The sequence below is a fragment of the Mesorhizobium sp. M0189 genome (assembly GCF_040322135.1).
Classification (GTDB): Bacteria; Pseudomonadota; Alphaproteobacteria; order Rhizobiales; family Rhizobiaceae; genus Mesorhizobium.
Genome location: NZ_JAMYSW010000022.1, coordinates 30126 through 45595 on the forward strand (window position 1 = coordinate 30126; position 15470 = coordinate 45595).

Consider the following 15470-nt stretch of genomic DNA (forward strand, 5'->3'; position numbering starts at 1 on the left):
ACAGGAACAATTGTGAGTGGAAGCTGACCGTCATGGCGACAAGCGCCGTGGCGCGGGAGACTGTTTTTGCCCTGCGCCGCCAGATCGCGAAGATCGAAGGGACCTTGTCCGAGCGCCTGGAAGCGCCGGCCGGTTCGTCGTTTGACGCGGATGTGCCTCGCCAGAGTCTGGCATCCTCTCGGAATCCGACACCCGCTCGGAATCTGACGATTGTCCGTCGCGGCCTCGCCGTGGCGCCGCCCGATGCGTTTTTGCGCACCGGTGCCGAGCGCCTCGATGCTGCGCTGAGCGGCGGCCTGCCGAAGGCGGCGCTGAGCGAGTTTCATGGCGCCGCGACCCGCGATGCCGGAGCAGTCGCCGGTTTTGTCCTGTCGCTCATCAGCCTGATCCTCAGCCAGGGGCCGCGACTGCCGGTGCTGTGGATCGGCACATCCGAGGTTTTCCGCGAGGCCGGCTTTCCCTATGCCGGGGGGCTTCACGCCTTCTTCGGCATCGAGCCGGAGCAATTGCTGTTTTCCGAGGCGCCAAGGCTGCTCGATGCGCTGTGGGTCGCCGAGGAGGCCGCCAGGATGACGGCGCTGGCCGCAGTCATCCTCGAAATCCGTGGCAACCCGCAGCGGCTGGATCTCACCGCGACGCGGCGGCTGCACGCCCGGGCGCAGAGTGCCGGCCGGCCGCTTTTCCTGCTGCGCCAGGCCGGCGAGCCCGAGCCGACGGCAGCGCCCGTCCGCCTCATCCTGTCAGCGGCACCGGCGGCAGCGCGCGAGACGATCGCCGGGCCGCTCGCCGGCTCGATCGGCCGGCCCGCCTTCACCATCACCATCGGCAAGAGCCGCACTGCCTTGCCCGGAAAATTCACACTGGAGTGGAACCCCGATGAACGCATATTCGAAGAAAGACGGGGCGAGGAATGGGCAAAGAATCCTGTCCCTGTGGTTTCCACATCTCGCCGCCGAGAGGATCCTGCGGCAGCGCCTGGGGCGGTCCTGGCGTTCCCGGCCGTCGGATCACCTGCCGCTGGTGATCAGTCACCGCGACCGGAACGCCCAGCGCATCGCCGCCCTCGACGAGCGGGCCGAAGCGCTTAACCTGAAACGCGGCATGGGCATAGCCGATGCACGCGCCATGCATCCCTCGATCGACATCGTGGAGGCCGATCCGGAAGCCGACCGGCGCCTGCTCGAAGGCCTCGCCGACTGGTGCGACCGCTATACCCCGCTGGTGGCGCTCGACGGGGCCGATGGCCTCTATCTCGACGTCACCGGCTGCACCCATCTTTTCGGCGGCGAACGCTCGATGCTGGACGACATCCTGTCGCGTTTTTTCCATCAGGGCTTCGATGTCCGCGCCGGGCTTGCCGCCACGCCGGGCTCGGCCTGGGCGGCGGCGCGGTTTGCCGGCGACCGCATCGTTCCCGATGGTGAGGAGGAAGCGCTTCTCGCGCCCTTGCCGTTGGCGGCACTGCGCATCGATCCAGAGGTCCGCGCCAGCCTCGAAAGCGTCGGCCTGCGCACGGCGGGCGCCGTCATGGCGGCACCGCGCGCGCCGCTGGCCCGCCGCTTCGGCGCATCGCTGCTATTGCGCCTCGACCAGGCGCTCGGCCGCCTCGACGAAGCCGTGTCGCCGCGCCTGCCGGTCGCGCCGCTTTCGGTCGAACGCCACCTCGCCGAGCCGATCATGCTGACCGAGGACATCGAGCAGCTGACAGGCATGCTGGCGGCCACATTGAAGAAGGACCTCGAGCGTCGCGGCGAGGGCGCAAGGCGGCTGGCGCTGCTGCTCTTTCGCGTCGATGGCGGCGTCAGCCGCATCGCCGTCGGCACCTCGCGACCTTTGCGCGAGCCGCTGCTGATCCAGAAATTGTTTCACGAAAGGCTTGCCGCGCTCGAACAGGATATCGACGCCGGCTATGGTTTCGATCTCGTGCGCCTCTCGGTGCTGACCGCCGCCGCCTTCGACATGCAGCAGGCAGACCTTGCCGGCGAGACGAACGACGGGGGCGCCGACATCGCGCTTTTTGCCGACCGCATCCGCGCCCGGCTCGGCGAAGGCGCGGTCTTGAAGCCGGTCGCCGTCGAGAGCCATCTGCCGGAGCGCGCCGTCGCCGCCATTCCCTTCGCCGAAGCGCCGCAGAGAAGCTCGCCGCCGAAGCAGCCGGACAAGGTGAAGGATGCTCCCACGACCGTCTTCCAGCCGGAACGGCCGATCCGGCTTTTCCGTTCGCCCGAGCCGATCGAGGTGCCGGCCACCGAAATGCCGGAAGGCCCACCTTTGAACTTCCGCTGGCGGCGCGCGCTCTACCGGGTCGCGCGCGCCGAAGGGCCGGAGCGCATTGCGCCTGAATGGTGGCGAGAGGCGGCGGGACGGGAAGATGCGCCGACCCGGGACTATTTCCGCATCGAGGATGCCGACGGCCGCCGTTACTGGCTTTACCGCCAAGGCCTCTACGGCGCCTCGCAGCCCGCTCCGCGCTGGTTCATGCATGGAGTCTTCGCATGAATGCGCTGACAGCCGTTCCCTATGCCGAATTCGGCATCCAGTCGAACTTCTCGTTCCTGCGCGGCGCCTCGAAACCGGAGGAGCTGGTGGTCGCGGCGAAATTCATGGGGTTTTCAGCGATCGGGCTCGCCGACCGCAATACGGTGGCGGGCGTCGTGCGCGCCTGGCAGCAGGCCAAGGTGGAGGGTGTTTCCTATCATCCCGGCTGCCGCCTGGTATTTTGCGACGGCACGCCGGACATTCTCGCTTACCCGCAGAACCGCAAGGGCTGGGGCCATCTCTGCCGCATGCTGACGCAGGCCAATTTGCGCGACGAAAACGAAAAGGGAGCAACGCTTCTCAAACAAAGCGATCTTCTCGAATGGGGCGATCTCTTGTCGCTGGCCATCCTGCCGGATGTGTCGACGGGCGCGGCCGATAGCCTTGCTGTGCTTAGCCGGCTCACGGATCGCTTCGGCGAAAGCCTGCGGTTTGCGGTTTCGCCGGATTACCGCGGCAGCGACCGCTTCCGTATCGAGCAGGCGGCCGCGATGGCCGAACTGGCCGGCATCCCGCTGATGGCGACCAACGATGTGCTCTACCATACGTCGGAACGGCGCCCGCTGCAGGACGTGCTGACGGCGATCCGCCTCAATGTGCCCGTCGCCGAGGTGGGGCTGGAACTGGCGGCCAATGCCGAGCGTCATTTAAAGCTACCGCTGGAGATGGCACGGCTTTTCCGCAGGCATCCGCAAGCGCTGGCGGAAACGCTGCGTTTTGCCGGCGAGCTGAGCTTCTCGCTCAGTGACCTGCAATACAACTACCCCGACGAGCCGACGGAATCGGGCCTCGGGCCACAGGCCGAGCTGGAAAGGCTGGCCAAGGAGGGGGCCGCCATCCGCTACCCCTCGGGCGTGCCCGCTTTTGTGACGCAGCGCATCGAGGAGGAGCTCGCTCTGATCGAGCGCCTGAACTACGCGCGCTATTTCCTGACTGTCTACGACATCGTCAAATTCGCCCGCAGCCAGAACATTCTCTGCCAGGGGCGCGGCTCCGCCGCCAACTCGATCGTCTGCTTCTGCATCGGCATCACCGAAGTTGGCCCGGACAAGATCGACACGCTTTTCGAGCGCTTCATTTCCGAAGAAAGAAACGAGCCGCCCGACATCGATGTCGATTTCGAGCATGAAAAGCGCGAGGAGGTCATCCAGTACATCTATTCCAAATACAGCACCAAGCGCACCGCGCTGGCCGCCGCTGTCGTCAGCTACCGCGGCCGCTCTGCGGTGCGCGAAGTGGCCAAGGCGATGGGCCTGTCGGACGACGTCCGGAGCGCGCTGTCCAGTTCGATCTGGGGCTGGTCGACCTCGGAGCTCGGCGAAAAGGAGACAAAAGCCGGCGGCCTCGATCAGACCGATCCCTCGACAAGGCATGTGATCGAATGCGCCAACGAGATCATGGGCTTTCCCCGCCATTTGTCGCAGCATGTCGGCGGTTTCGTCATCACAAGGGACCGGCTCGACGAGATCGTACCCATCGTCAAGACGGCGATGGACGAGCGCAAGATGGTCGAGTGGGACAAGGACGACCTCGACGCGGTGAAAATCCTTAAAGTGGACGTGCTGGCGCTCGGCATGCTGACCTGCCTGCAGCGCGCCTTCACCCTGCTCCAGGATCATTATCCCGAGGCGCGGGACGCATATGGCCAACCCTATGTGTTGGCCACTCTCCCGGCCGAGGACAAACATGTCTACGACATGATCTGCCGCGCCGACACGATCGGCGTCTTCCAGATCGAATCGCGCGCGCAGATGTCGATGCTGCCGCGGCTGCGGCCGAAAAACTTCTACGATCTCGTCATCGAGGTGGCAATCGTGCGGCCCGGCCCGATCCAGGGTGACATGGTCCACCCTTATCTGCGCCGCCGGCAAGGCAAGGAAAAGCCCGAATACCCGAAGCCGGAACTGGAAAAAATACTCGGCAGGACGCTGGGCGTGCCGCTGTTCCAGGAACAGGCAATGAAGATTGCCATCGTTGCCGGCGGCTTCAGGCCGGGCGAGGCCGATGAATTGCGCCGCGCCATGGCCACCTTCAAGCGCACCGGCACGATCGGCAATTACCGCAAGAGGATGGTCGACGGCATGGTTGCCAAGGGCTACGAAAAAGACTTCGCCGAGCGTTGCTTCAAGCAGATCGAGGGCTTTGGCGAATACGGCTTTCCCGAAAGCCATGCCGCCTCCTTCGCCCTGCTGGTCTATGCCTCCTGCTGGTTCAAGACCTTCTATCCCGACGTGTTCTGCGCCGCGATTCTGAATTCCCAGCCGATGGGTTTTTACCAGCCGGCTCAGCTTGTCCGCGACGCGCATGATCATGGCGTCGAGATCCGAGAGGTCGACGTCAACTTTTCCGGCTGGGATTGCGCCTTGGAGCAATCGCCTTTCGATCCGGCCCGCATTCTCGACCGCCATGTTCAAATGCGCGGTGTCATCCGGACCAGCCATGCCGTCCGGCTTGGCTTTCGCCAGGTCAAAGGCCTGTCGAAGGAGCGCATGGAAGCATTTGTGGTGAGGCGCGGCGACGGCTACACATCCGTGCGCGATGTCTGGCTGCGCTCGGGCCTCAACGTCGACGAGATCGAAAAGCTGGCGCAGGCCGACGCCTTCCGCTCGCTTGGATTGAACCGCCGCAACGCTCTATGGGCGGTCCGCGCGCTCGACGGCAAGAGTGCCGCCGAAAAGCTGCCGCTGTTCGATCAGCCGGCGATCCGCTTGCGCGATCTCGAGCCTGAAACCCGGCTCCCGACAATGCCGCTCGGCGAGCACGTCGTCCACGACTACCGCTCGCTCGGCCTGTCGCTGAAGGCGCACCCGGTCGCCTTCCTGCGTCAAAGGCTGGATCGGTCCGGCGTCACGCCCAATGCGCGGCTCGGCCAGGTGCGGGACGGCCGGCGCGTTTCGGTCGCCGGCCTCGTGCTGGTGCGGCAGCGGCCGGGCAATGGCAAGGCGATTTTCCTGACGCTGGAAGACGAGAATGCGGTCGCCAACATCATTTTCTGGGAAAGGACTTTCGACCGCTTCCGCCCCATCGTCATGGGCGCACGTCTCATCCGCGTGACCGGCAAGCTGCAATCGGAATCGGACGTCATCCATATCGTCGCCGAGAAGGTCGAGGATCTGACGCCGTGGCTGTCGGTGCTGCTGGAAGAGGCAGGACCTGAGCCTTCGAGCCGTACAGACGAGGCTCGGCCGGGCAGCATCGCGCAAACGGAATTATTGGGAAAGGCGGAGAAGGTCATGCCCAAGGGACGCAATTTTCAATAGGCCCCCTGTCTTCGTCAGAGCGTTGCTGCGGTGCGGAATTTGATGACGGCAGGACAAGGGGGGCGCGAAGGATCGCTGCGGAGCGGCCCTTATTCCGAGCCACCCAGGCGCGGCGGTGGCATGGCATCGTCTATGGCGATGACCCGCGCCTCCGATGGCAGCATGATAGGAATGCCGTCCCGCACCGGATAGGCAAGCTTTGCCACCCGCGAGACAAGCTCGCCGCGCTCCGGATCCCAGGCAAGCGGCCCCTTGGTCAGCGGGCAGGCCAGCAGTTCCAGCAGCTTGGGATCGACAGTCCTGTTCCCGTCACGTCCATCCGCCATTCGATCCGTCCTTCCACAAGGCAACCGCTTCGGGGTTTCGCGCGCGGACTTCCCTTCTCCCCTTGTAGGAGAAGGTGGCCGAGCGAATCTCGGTCGGATGAGGGGTGTTCCAGCTTGGCACCGACGGCACTCCGTCCAGCACCCCTCAACCGTCTCGGCGCTACGCGCCGATCCACCTTCTCCCACAAGGGGAGAAGGCAAGAGCCTACTGCAAACTCGAACCGAAATCCTCATTGTCGCGCGCCAGCGCCATTTCGGTGATGGCGATCAGCGTTTCGGCGCGTGTCTTTAGATCGGCCGCTTCGAGCAGCGCCTGTTTCTCGGCCGGCCCGTAGGGCGCCATCATCGACAGCGCGTTGACCAGCATGGCGTTTTCGGCGCGGCTGACGCTTTCCCAGTCGGCCTCCAGATCGTTGGCCTGCAGATAGGCGCGAAACGCTTTGAGCAGCGCCGGCCGGTCGATCTCGGCTTCCGCCTGGTCGTCGTCGAGATCGGTGAGAAAGGGTGCCAACCGGCACTGGCGAAACGGCGTCCTGACGGTGAGTTCCTGGACAATGCGGAACCGGCACACGCCCTGCAGCGAAATCAGATAACGACCGTCGCCGCTCTCGGACAGCGCGATGATGCGCCCGGCACAGCCGACATTGCAGAGTTCCGGCTCGCCGTCGGGACGCAGCGCACCGTCGAGGCTGGGCTGGATCATGCCGATCAGCCGCGCCCCGGCGATCGCCTCATCGACCATCTGCAGATAGCGCGGCTCGAAGATGTTGAGCGGCATGCGGCCTCCCGGCAGCAGCAATGCGCCCTCAAGCGGAAAGATCGGCATGGTCGACGGTAAGTCCGCAGCGAGTCGGTAATGCGCGTTTCCCGCCTGCACCTCAATCCTCCGATCGCTTCGTCAGGAAGCGCACCAAACCCGTCTCCTCCCGGCCGGCACAAGGCGCGACACCGGAAACCCGAAATCGAATGCCGTCCGAAAACCTAATCTGGCGCAGCCGCCGCCGACCGCAAGCCCGCCGGACAAAACAGTCTGCGCCGGCTCAGGAAAACAGCAGCGACGACAGTTTGCGCCGTGCCGACAGCGTTGCCTCGTCGGTCATGCCCCATGCCTCGAAGAGCTGCAGCAACTGGGTTCTGGCGCCATCGTCGTTCCACGAGCGGTCGGCCTTGATGATCGCCAGCAGATTGTCGGCCGCCGCCATGCGATCACCCTTGGCGTTCTGGATCATCGCAAGCTCGAACCGCGCCTGGTGATCCCCGGGATTTTCGGCCAGCCGCCGTTCCAGTTCCGCCGGATTGCCGAGCACTGCTGCTTGCGCGGCGAGCGCCATCTTGGCGCGCAGCGCGGCGAGCTGCGGCGCATCCTTCTTTGCCTCCGGCGCCCGCGCCAGCATCGCATCGGCACCTTCGGTATCGCCGGCCTCGAACAGCAGATCGCCCAAGCCGGCGATCGCCTCGATCGTCTCCGGCGCCTGTTCCAGGATAGCGTCGTAGATGTCGGCCGCGGTCTGCACGTCACCGGCCTCGCGCGCCTCGGCGGCCGCGGCCAGCGCCTCGGCCACTTGCGGTGCGCCACCATCCTTGCCGCCGACCTTCTGGATGAATTGCGTGATCTGGCTCTCGGGAATGGCGCCCATGAAGCCGTCGACCGGCTGGCCGTCCTTGAAGGCAATGACCGCCGGTATCGACTGGATGCCGAGCTGGCCGGCGATCGATGGATGGTCGTCGATGTTCATCTTGACCAGCTTGACCTTGCCGCCGGCGGCTTTCACCGCCTTTTCCAGCAGCGGGGTCAATTGCTTGCAGGGGCCGCACCATGGCGCCCAGAAATCGACCAGCACCGGCTGGCGGCGCGATTCCTGGATGACGTCGGCGGCAAATCCAGCGGTCGTGGTGTCCTTGATGACGTCGGCCGGCACCTCCGCAAGTGCGACCTTCTCACGCGCGGCATCGGTGCCGCCATACTGCACGGTGGTGGCATACTGACCGCCATTGCTGCCAAATGGGCGGCCAAAGGGGTTGCTATCGCTCATCTCGTCGCCCTTTCGGTCGCGCCGCCGGCCAAGGGACAGGCGCAACATCCTTCTTCAGAACCCGGTTTCAGTCACCCATGTGGCGATCATGCCGAGACTTTCAAGATAACAGCATCATGTCCGGTTGCCTCGACGAATTTGACCAGGTCCGTGGCGGCGATGGAAGTCGTCGCCTCATTGGTCAGCGGGTGGGCGTTGACCACAGCATGGCTCATCGGCTCCTCGTCGAGAACGACCTTGACCCTTCGCTCCGTGTCGTTGATCAGCCCGAAAACGGTGACCGCGCCCGGGACGACGCCGAGAAGCTCCATCAGCATCTCCGGCCGGCCGAAAGACACGCGGCCCGCGGCGCCGATCAGATGATGTATCTGCTTTAGATCGACCACCGCCTCCTCGCCGACGCTGACCAGGAAGAAATTATCTTTCTTGTCCTTGAGGAACAGGTTCTTGGTGTGGCCGCCGGCAATCTCGCCGCGCAGCACCTGCGAATCGGCGACAGTGAACAGCGGCGGATGCCGCTGTGTCGATACCTCGATCCCGAGTCCGGCAAGAAAGGCGAAAAGGTCGGCTTCGGTCTTCGGCATCGGTCTTTCTTCTGATGGCCCGCTTTCAACGGCTTGTTCGGCCTACGCCGTTTACGGCCAATGATGCGGCCAAGACAAGCCCGTCGCGCAATGCAGGGGTGATTGCCTTGCGACGTGTCGCGGGACGGCTTGTCCGCATTGCCGGCGAAGCAAAAAGCCTGCGAATTCCCTGTTGCAATCGCCGCGCTCTTCAGCCATATAGGCGCGGCTTGCGGCCCGAAAGCCGCGCGAGCGGGTGTAGCTCAGGGGTAGAGCACAACCTTGCCAAGGTTGGGGTCGAGCGTTCGAATCGCTTCACCCGCTCCAGTTTCTCTCCAGGGAAATCAAGCATCGAAAAGCCGCGGTCCGCCGCGGCTTTTTCGCATTTGGGCGGCACAGGACGCACTTGCCAGCAGGCGCTGCGGTCGCGCCAAGTACGCTGCAGATAGAATTCAGGACTTTTGCGTGTCGTCCTCGGACCAAGGTCCGTCTTGCAGAATGCTCTATTTGAACGGAACTTGTTGGACAGCGGGCTCCACTTTGGAAAGTCCTCACGTTTCTCACTGGAACCCATCCTGGCGGGAGGGCCACTCGAAGGAGGAATTATGAAAACGCGCACCTATCTATTCGCAGCGGCGGCCGCTCTCACCCTTGTCGCGTCTCCGGTCCTCGCTGCCCCCGGCGGCAATGGCGGCGGGAACGGCAATGGCGGCAGCCACGGCAACGGCGGAAACTCGGCTGGGGCCGGCTCGCAGGGACACGGAGCCGCCACCTCGGCCGCGGCCAAGGACAAGTCGACGACCGGAGTTGCTCATGCAATGGCGGTCGTTGCCACGACACCGGCCTCACCGCAGGCCACCCTGGCCTTGCAGGCAGCGCTGGATAGGAAGGCCGCGAAAGACGCGGCAAACACTGCCGACGACACCTCTGACGAAACCGAGTAAGCATTCGAAACTGACAACTTGTCGCGTTGAAAGCCGTGGTTCGCCGCGGCTTTTTTTCGTTTCCCCGCCTGGCGTTCGAACTCTCAAGGCCTTTGATGCATGTCGCGCAAAACTGTGCAGCGGTTTTGCGACACCGACATGCATGAAACAAGAACCTGAAGCGCGTCGCATGAGGCCGGTCGAACGCAACGCGCTTTTAGGGTCGGCAGGTCAACAGCGCTTCCAGAAAAAAGCTGCTCCACAGCGGCACTGAAGCTACGCTGAGGCCAAACGCCGCCGCATCGGCGTCGGATTCGATTGCATGCGAGGAGATCCCGTGACCGGCTTTGTCGACCGAGAACGCGCAACAGACCTGATGCAGCGTGCCAATATCGAGGCATTGGTGCTTTGCGAGCCTGAGGCATTCCAATATGCCACCGGCGCCTGGATCGGCCCGGCCGGCCTGTTCCGCCGGGCCGGCGCCGGTTTCGTGGTCATCCCGAGACGAGACGACCTGCCGATCGGCGTAGTGGTTGCCGATTTCCAGGCTGCCCAGCTCCGGGCAGCGGTGGCGGATGCCGTGGTGCGCACGCATCCGATCTGGATCGAATCCGCGTCGCTTGAGCCGGCGACGGCCGGCCGGCCCGTTGCGCAGCGCATCGAGGCCGGCCTGGTTGGCCGCGCCCCCGGTTTTGCACGTCCAGCGACCTTTGAGCTTGCCCGCTCTGTCCGCGAGCTGAAGACGATGCTCGCCGAATTCGGGCTGGAGCGTGCAACGCTCGGCATCGAGCTGGATTTTGTCTCGGCCAGCGATTTGTCCGCGATGCAGGCGATGTTGCCCGGCACGGCCCTGGTCAACGGCTCGCCGATCCTCGACAGGCTGCGGGCAATCAAATCGCAAAGCGAGATCGACCTTCTGCAGCAGGGCATCGTCCTGTCGGAAGCCGGCCTGTCGCGGCTGCAGCAGCATGCAGCGGTCGGCATGCGTCAGTCGGATCTGGTCGCGCTCTACCGGCAAGGCATCGCCGATGCAGCCGCCGGGTTATCGCAACAAATCGCGACGGCCGAATACGTCACGCTGGGCGCTCGCCCAAAAAGCGCTGATGCGGTCGCCGCCGCCGGCGATCCGCTGAAGGCCGACATGGTCTGCAGCGTGAACGGCTATGCTTCGGACATGTCGCGGAATTTCACCTTCGGGCCGCCGTCGCCCGAACAGGCCGAATTGCATGCGATAGCCGAACGCGCCTTCGCCGATGGGCTTGCCGCGCTCATGCCCGGAAAGCCGTTCGCCGCCGTTCATCGCGCCGCCAGCGAAAGCCTGGCGCGCCAGGGCCTGCGTTCCTATCGCCGCGGCCATTTCGGCCACAGCGTCGGCCATTCCGTGTTTTCCGAGCAATGGCCGTTCATCTCGGCCGACAGCGATGTCGTGATCGAAGCCGGCATGGTGCTGGCATTCGAGATCCCGCTCTACATCGACGGTCTCGCCAGCTTCAATCTCGAAGACCAGTTCCTGATCACCGCGAACGGGCCGCTGCCGATGAACCGCTTGCCGAGGCGCCTGGAGACTGTAGGCTGAATCCAGCCGGCCCCTTATCTGGCGCCGGCCACGCCCCTGCGGAAATCCGACGGCGACATGCCGGAAAGCTTGCGGAACGACTTGTTGAAGGCGCTGAGCGAGCCGAAACCCGATTCCATGGCGACGCGCAGTACATTGGCATCCTGATGCATCAGCAGCGCCTGCGCGTAGCTGAGGCGCAGCAAATTCACATATTCGTTGAGCGTCATGCCGGTCGATTTCTTGAAGATGCTCATGGCGTATTTGGGATGGATGTCGGCCGCCGCGGCAATGTCGACGCAATCGATCTCGTAGAGGAAATTCTCGGCGATGAAGTCGCACATGCGCCCGACATTGCGCAGCGATTGCTGATCGAAGGGACTGCCTATCTCCTGTTCGACCGGAGTTTCGGGCACGAGCCGGTAAGGCTCGAAGCGCACCCGCTCCAGCCGCAGCAAAAGCTCGTTGACCGCATGCTCGGCCTTCACCGGGTCGCCGGAGCGGGCATAGCGGTTCCAGCGCTCGAAATTGTGGTCGTCCGACCGGTCGGTGGCGTCAGTCACCAGCGTCGCGCCGGTCATCAGCCTGTTGCGGACCTCGATCGGCAAATGCAGCCGGAAGAAATGCACCAGCGGCAGATGCGCGCCGGCATAGATGGCATCGTCGGAGGCTTCGTCCATCTGGTGCGGCAGGCCACCCCAGAACAGACACATGTCGCCAGCAGAGAGCGAAAGCTCGTGCCCGTCCATGCGGTAATGCACGGCCCCGCGCACGATGAAATTCACCTCGACCTGGGCATGCCAATGCGGCTTGAGCATCACCAGGGGCTGGGTGTGGAACATCTGCAGCAGCAGCGGCAGGCCCTCTACGCTGCTGGCGCCAGGCTGGTAAAACGGCCTTTCCGGCATCTTACTTTCCGCTCATTTCTTATTCCCTTTGTCGCGGACAAGGCTTTCCCGAGGCCTAGTCTAGCCACGCTCGCAAACAGAGAGCAACTGAAATGGGAGGATTTCAATGCGCATAAAATTGACCTGCGCCGCGCTCGCGCTTGCCTTGGGCTCCAGCCCGGCCTTTGCGCAGTCCGGTGAAATCACGATCTGGAGCTGGAATATCGCCGCTTCGTCGCTGAAGGCCACCATAGCGGGCTTCAACAAGCAGTTTCCCGACATCAAGGTCACGGTCGAGGACCTCGGCAACCAGCCGACCTACGACAAGTCGATCGCCGGCTGTGCCGCCGGTGGCGAGGGCCTGCCGGACATCGTGACGATCGAGAACGGCGAAGCGGAAAACTACTGGAGCCAGTTCCCGGATTGCTTCGTCGACCTGCACACGCTCGGCTACACCGCGGAAGACCAGGCAAAATTCCCCGACTTCAAGCGCACCGAGCTCGAGGTGGACGACAAGGCCTATGCGATGCCGTGGGATTCGGGGCCGGTGGCGATGTTCTACCGACGCGACTTCTACGAGAAGGCCGGCGTCGATCCGTCCTCGATCAAGACCTGGGACGATTTCATCGCTGCCGCCAAGAAGATCCAGGCCGCCAATCCCGGCGTCACGATGACCAACGCCGATTTCAACGGCGATTCCGAATTCTTCCGCATGATCTCCAACGAGCAGGGCTGCGCCTACTTCTCCGCCGATGGTCAATCGATCACGGTCAACCAGCCCAAATGCGTCGATGCCATGACCAAGATCAAGGAGATGAAGGACGCCGGCATCATTTCCTCTGCCGACTGGAGCACCAAGATCACCAACAACACCGCCGGCAAGGTCGCCACGCAGATGTATGGCGGCTGGTATGAAGGCACTGTGCGCACCGAATCGCCCGATGGGACAGGCAAATGGGGCGTCTATTTGATGCCGAGCCTGACCGCCGACGGTCCGCGCGCCGCCAATCTCGGCGGCTCCTCGCTCGCCATCACCTCGGTGTCGAAGAACAAGGAAGCCGCCTACGCCTATCTGAAATACACGCTAGGGACGAATGAGGGCCAGATCACCATGCTGAAAGGCTTCGGCCTGGTGCCGTCGCTGATTTCGGCGCTCAACGACCCTTATGTCTCCGAGGGCCTGCCCTATTGGGGTGGCCAAGCCGTGTGGAAGGACATCCTCGGCACCCTGCCCAAGGTCGTCCCCAGCCGCGGTACGCCGTTCCAGAGCGACGCCGAAATCATCATCCGCGCGGTGCAGACCAAATATCTGGCCGGGGGCTATCCCGACGCCAAGGCAGCGCTCGACGATGCCGCAAGCCAGATCGCCGCGGCGACCGGCCTGCCGGTCAAGTCGTGATCTGACACGGAATGATCCCAGAGTCAGTTACCGGGCGCTTGCGCTGCCCCTCACCCTTACCCTCTCCCCGTGAAGAACGGGGAGAGGGGGTCACCAGCGTTGCGGCCCAGCCCCTTCTCCCCGTCACTTACGGGGAGAAGGTGCCGGCAGGCGGATGAGGGGCGGCACCGGCCTTCGAACAAGCCGCCGTTTGCGGCGCCGCATCACCTGAAACATCAACACCGCGCGCCCCAGCAGGCGAAAGCAGAAAGGAGGAGAACGATGCGCTACCAGAACGCCACGGCGTATCGCTTCCTTGCGCCCTATCTGCTGATCTTCTCGATCTTCTGGCTGTGGCCGATCATCGATTCCTTCCTGATCTCGTTCCAGGCGACGCGCACCGTGCCGTGGCGGTTCGCGCCGACCTTCAACTGGGGCCGGCTGATCGGCGATCCGGCCTTCTTCAATGCCTTGAAGAACACATTGCTGATCCTTGTCATCCAGGTGCCGGTGATGATTTCGCTAGCGATTGTGATGGCGGTGCTTTTGAACTCGCCGCTGCTCAAGGCGCGTGGCCTGTTCCGCTTTGCCTTCTTCGCGCCGGTCGTGGTCGGCGAGGTCGCCTATTCGGCGGTTTTCCGGCTGATGTTCAATCTGGACTACGGCATCATCAACAAATTGCTGAACAGCATCGGCCTGCCCAACGTCGACTGGTTTACCAACGTCACCCCGGCGATGGCGGTCATCATGATGGCGGTGACGTGGCGCTGGGCCGGCTACAACGCCATCATCCTGCTCGCCGGCCTGCAGTCCATCCCCGAGGATGTTTACGAGGCGGCGACCCTGGACCGGGTCAGCAAGGTCAAACAGTTCTTCTACATCACGCTGCCGCTGCTCAAGCCGATCATCGTGTTCTGCGCCGTGCTGTCGATCATCGGCACCATGCAGCTGTTCACCGAGCCCTTCCTAATCACCGAGCGCGGCGGGCCGGGCGGCGGCACCGAAACGCTCGGGCTGCTGCTTTATCGCCAGGGCTTCCGGTCGCTCAATTTCGGCTACGCTTCGGCCATCGCCTACACCATGGCCGGACTGGCGATTGCCATTTCGCTGGTGCAGATATGGCTGACGAGGGAACCGAAATGACCTCGCGCTCCCCAATCAGCCATTCCCGGGTCGGCCGTTCCCAGGCCAGATTGGGCCGCAGCATCGCGCTGCATCTGTTCCTGACGCCGCTGGCGCTGGTCTGGCTGTTTCCGCTGTGGATGATGGTGGTCTTTTCCACGATGCCCGACAACGGCATCTTCAGCCCCGACATCGAGCTTTTGCCGCACGGCAATTTCCTCGACAATGTCAGCAATCTGCAGCGCGGCACCAATTTCATCGGTGCCATCGGCATCTCCGTCTCGGTGGCGGTGACCTACACCTTCCTGTCGGTGATGCTGACCTCGATGGCCGGCTGGGCGCTGGCGCGTTACAACTTCTTCGGCAAGGGCATGGTCGTCGCCATCATCTTCGGCACCATCACGCTGCCCTATGCGGTCGTGCTGATCCCGCAATTCATCATGGTGGCGCGCGACTTCAAGCTCGCCAACACCTGGGTGGCGCTGATCGTGCCGCCGCTGTTCAATTCGCTGGGCGTGCTCTTCATGCGGCAGAGCTTTTCGATGATGCCGCACGAACTGTTCGACGCCGCCAAGGTCGAGGGCGTCAAGGAATGGCGGATATTCCTGTTCGTCGCACTGCCTCTGGCGCGGCCGATGCTGGCAGCGCTCGCCATCATCCTGTTCCTTGCCTCCTGGAACAACTATCTCTGGCCGCTGCTGATCAATTCCAAGCCGGGCGCAATGACCGCGCCCGTGGCGCTCGGCACGCTGATCGGTCTCACCAAGGTGTCCTGGGGCGGCATCATGGCGGGCGCGGTGATGCTGACGGCGCCAATGCTCGTCGTGTTCGTGCTTCTGCAGCGCCATTTCGTCGCCGGCATCGCCGCCGGCGCTATCAAGTAAG

Annotated in this window: 13 protein-coding genes and 1 tRNA gene; 9 read left to right on the forward strand and 5 right to left on the reverse strand. The window is 63.8% G+C overall.

The genetic code is table 11. The features are described 5' to 3' along the window. Positions 1 to 32: 32 nt before the first annotated feature. The 3 genes from NKJ09_RS28080 to NKJ09_RS28090 are packed head-to-tail and all read left to right on the forward strand — an operon-like array spanning position 33 to position 5798. A complete protein-coding gene (locus tag NKJ09_RS28080) occupies positions 33 to 1088 on the forward strand; it encodes an ImuA family protein (protein ID WP_352481094.1) in 1056 nt (351 codons plus the stop codon). Further along, complete coding sequence (locus tag NKJ09_RS28085) at positions 1021 to 2499, forward strand: DUF6504 family protein (RefSeq protein ID WP_352481095.1); 1479 nt, start codon at positions 1021 to 1023, stop codon at positions 2497 to 2499. The genes NKJ09_RS28080 and NKJ09_RS28085 overlap by 68 nt, the downstream gene beginning before the upstream one ends. Next, positions 2496 to 5798: an error-prone DNA polymerase gene (locus tag NKJ09_RS28090; RefSeq protein ID WP_352496001.1), complete on the forward strand. Its 3303-nt coding sequence runs from the start codon at positions 2496 to 2498 to the stop codon at positions 5796 to 5798. The genes NKJ09_RS28085 and NKJ09_RS28090 overlap by 4 nt, the downstream gene beginning before the upstream one ends. A gap of 89 nt (positions 5799 to 5887) precedes the next feature. Here the strand turns inward: NKJ09_RS28090 and NKJ09_RS28095 are convergent, their stop codons facing one another. The 4 genes from NKJ09_RS28095 to NKJ09_RS28110 form a co-directional block, all read right to left on the reverse strand. Continuing rightward, the gene (locus NKJ09_RS28095) at positions 5888 to 6124 is read right to left on the reverse strand and encodes a Trm112 family protein (protein WP_023720580.1); all 237 of its coding nucleotides are present in this window, start codon (positions 6122 to 6124) and stop codon (positions 5888 to 5890) included. 205 nt (positions 6125 to 6329) lie between these two features. After that, entirely contained in the window at positions 6330 to 7001 is a 672-nt protein-coding gene (locus NKJ09_RS28100; protein WP_023720579.1) for an LON peptidase substrate-binding domain-containing protein, read from the reverse strand. Positions 7002 to 7164: 163 nt separating this feature from the next. Beyond that, positions 7165 to 8157 (reverse strand): thioredoxin, encoded by a 993-nt coding sequence (trxA, locus tag NKJ09_RS28105; protein WP_352481097.1) that lies wholly within the window; start codon positions 8155 to 8157, stop codon positions 7165 to 7167. 86 nt (positions 8158 to 8243) lie between these two features. Continuing rightward, complete coding sequence (locus NKJ09_RS28110) at positions 8244 to 8741, reverse strand: prolyl-tRNA synthetase associated domain-containing protein (protein ID WP_352764164.1); 498 nt, start codon at positions 8739 to 8741, stop codon at positions 8244 to 8246. Between the two features lie 231 nt (positions 8742 to 8972). Between NKJ09_RS28110 and NKJ09_RS28115 the strand changes: the two genes are divergently transcribed. The 3 genes from NKJ09_RS28115 (at position 8973) to NKJ09_RS28125 (ending at position 11219) form a co-directional block, all read left to right on the forward strand. Beyond that, positions 8973 to 9047: transfer RNA gene (locus NKJ09_RS28115), tRNA-Gly, on the forward strand. A gap of 278 nt (positions 9048 to 9325) precedes the next feature. Further along, positions 9326 to 9664 carry a hypothetical protein gene (locus NKJ09_RS28120; protein WP_023720576.1) on the forward strand — a complete coding sequence of 113 codons (339 nt, stop codon included), beginning with the start codon at positions 9326 to 9328 and terminating at the stop codon, positions 9662 to 9664. 316 nt (positions 9665 to 9980) lie between these two features. Beyond that, positions 9981 to 11219 carry a M24 family metallopeptidase gene (locus tag NKJ09_RS28125; RefSeq protein ID WP_352496002.1) on the forward strand — a complete coding sequence of 413 codons (1239 nt, stop codon included), beginning with the start codon at positions 9981 to 9983 and terminating at the stop codon, positions 11217 to 11219. Between the two features lie 14 nt (positions 11220 to 11233). On the opposite strand, the gene NKJ09_RS28130 is transcribed toward NKJ09_RS28125, so the two are convergent. Further along, the gene (locus NKJ09_RS28130; protein ID WP_352481100.1) at positions 11234 to 12106 is read right to left on the reverse strand and encodes a helix-turn-helix domain-containing protein; all 873 of its coding nucleotides are present in this window, start codon (positions 12104 to 12106) and stop codon (positions 11234 to 11236) included. A 106-nt stretch (positions 12107 to 12212) separates the two neighbouring features. Here NKJ09_RS28130 and NKJ09_RS28135 point away from each other — a divergent pair, with 106 nt between their 5' ends. The 3 genes from NKJ09_RS28135 to NKJ09_RS28145 all read left to right on the forward strand — a co-directional run bounded on the left by NKJ09_RS28135 (position 12213) and on the right by NKJ09_RS28145 (position 15469). Next, positions 12213 to 13484 carry an extracellular solute-binding protein gene (locus NKJ09_RS28135; RefSeq protein WP_352496003.1) on the forward strand — a complete coding sequence of 424 codons (1272 nt, stop codon included), beginning with the start codon at positions 12213 to 12215 and terminating at the stop codon, positions 13482 to 13484. A 261-nt stretch (positions 13485 to 13745) separates the two neighbouring features. Then, positions 13746 to 14606, forward strand: a complete 861-nt coding sequence (locus tag NKJ09_RS28140; protein ID WP_352481102.1) for a carbohydrate ABC transporter permease — start codon at positions 13746 to 13748, stop codon at positions 14604 to 14606. Further along, positions 14603 to 15469 (forward strand): carbohydrate ABC transporter permease, encoded by an 867-nt coding sequence (locus NKJ09_RS28145; protein ID WP_352481103.1) that lies wholly within the window; start codon positions 14603 to 14605, stop codon positions 15467 to 15469. Before NKJ09_RS28140 ends, NKJ09_RS28145 begins: the two co-directional genes overlap by 4 nt. The last annotated feature ends 1 nt before the right edge of the window (position 15470 follow it).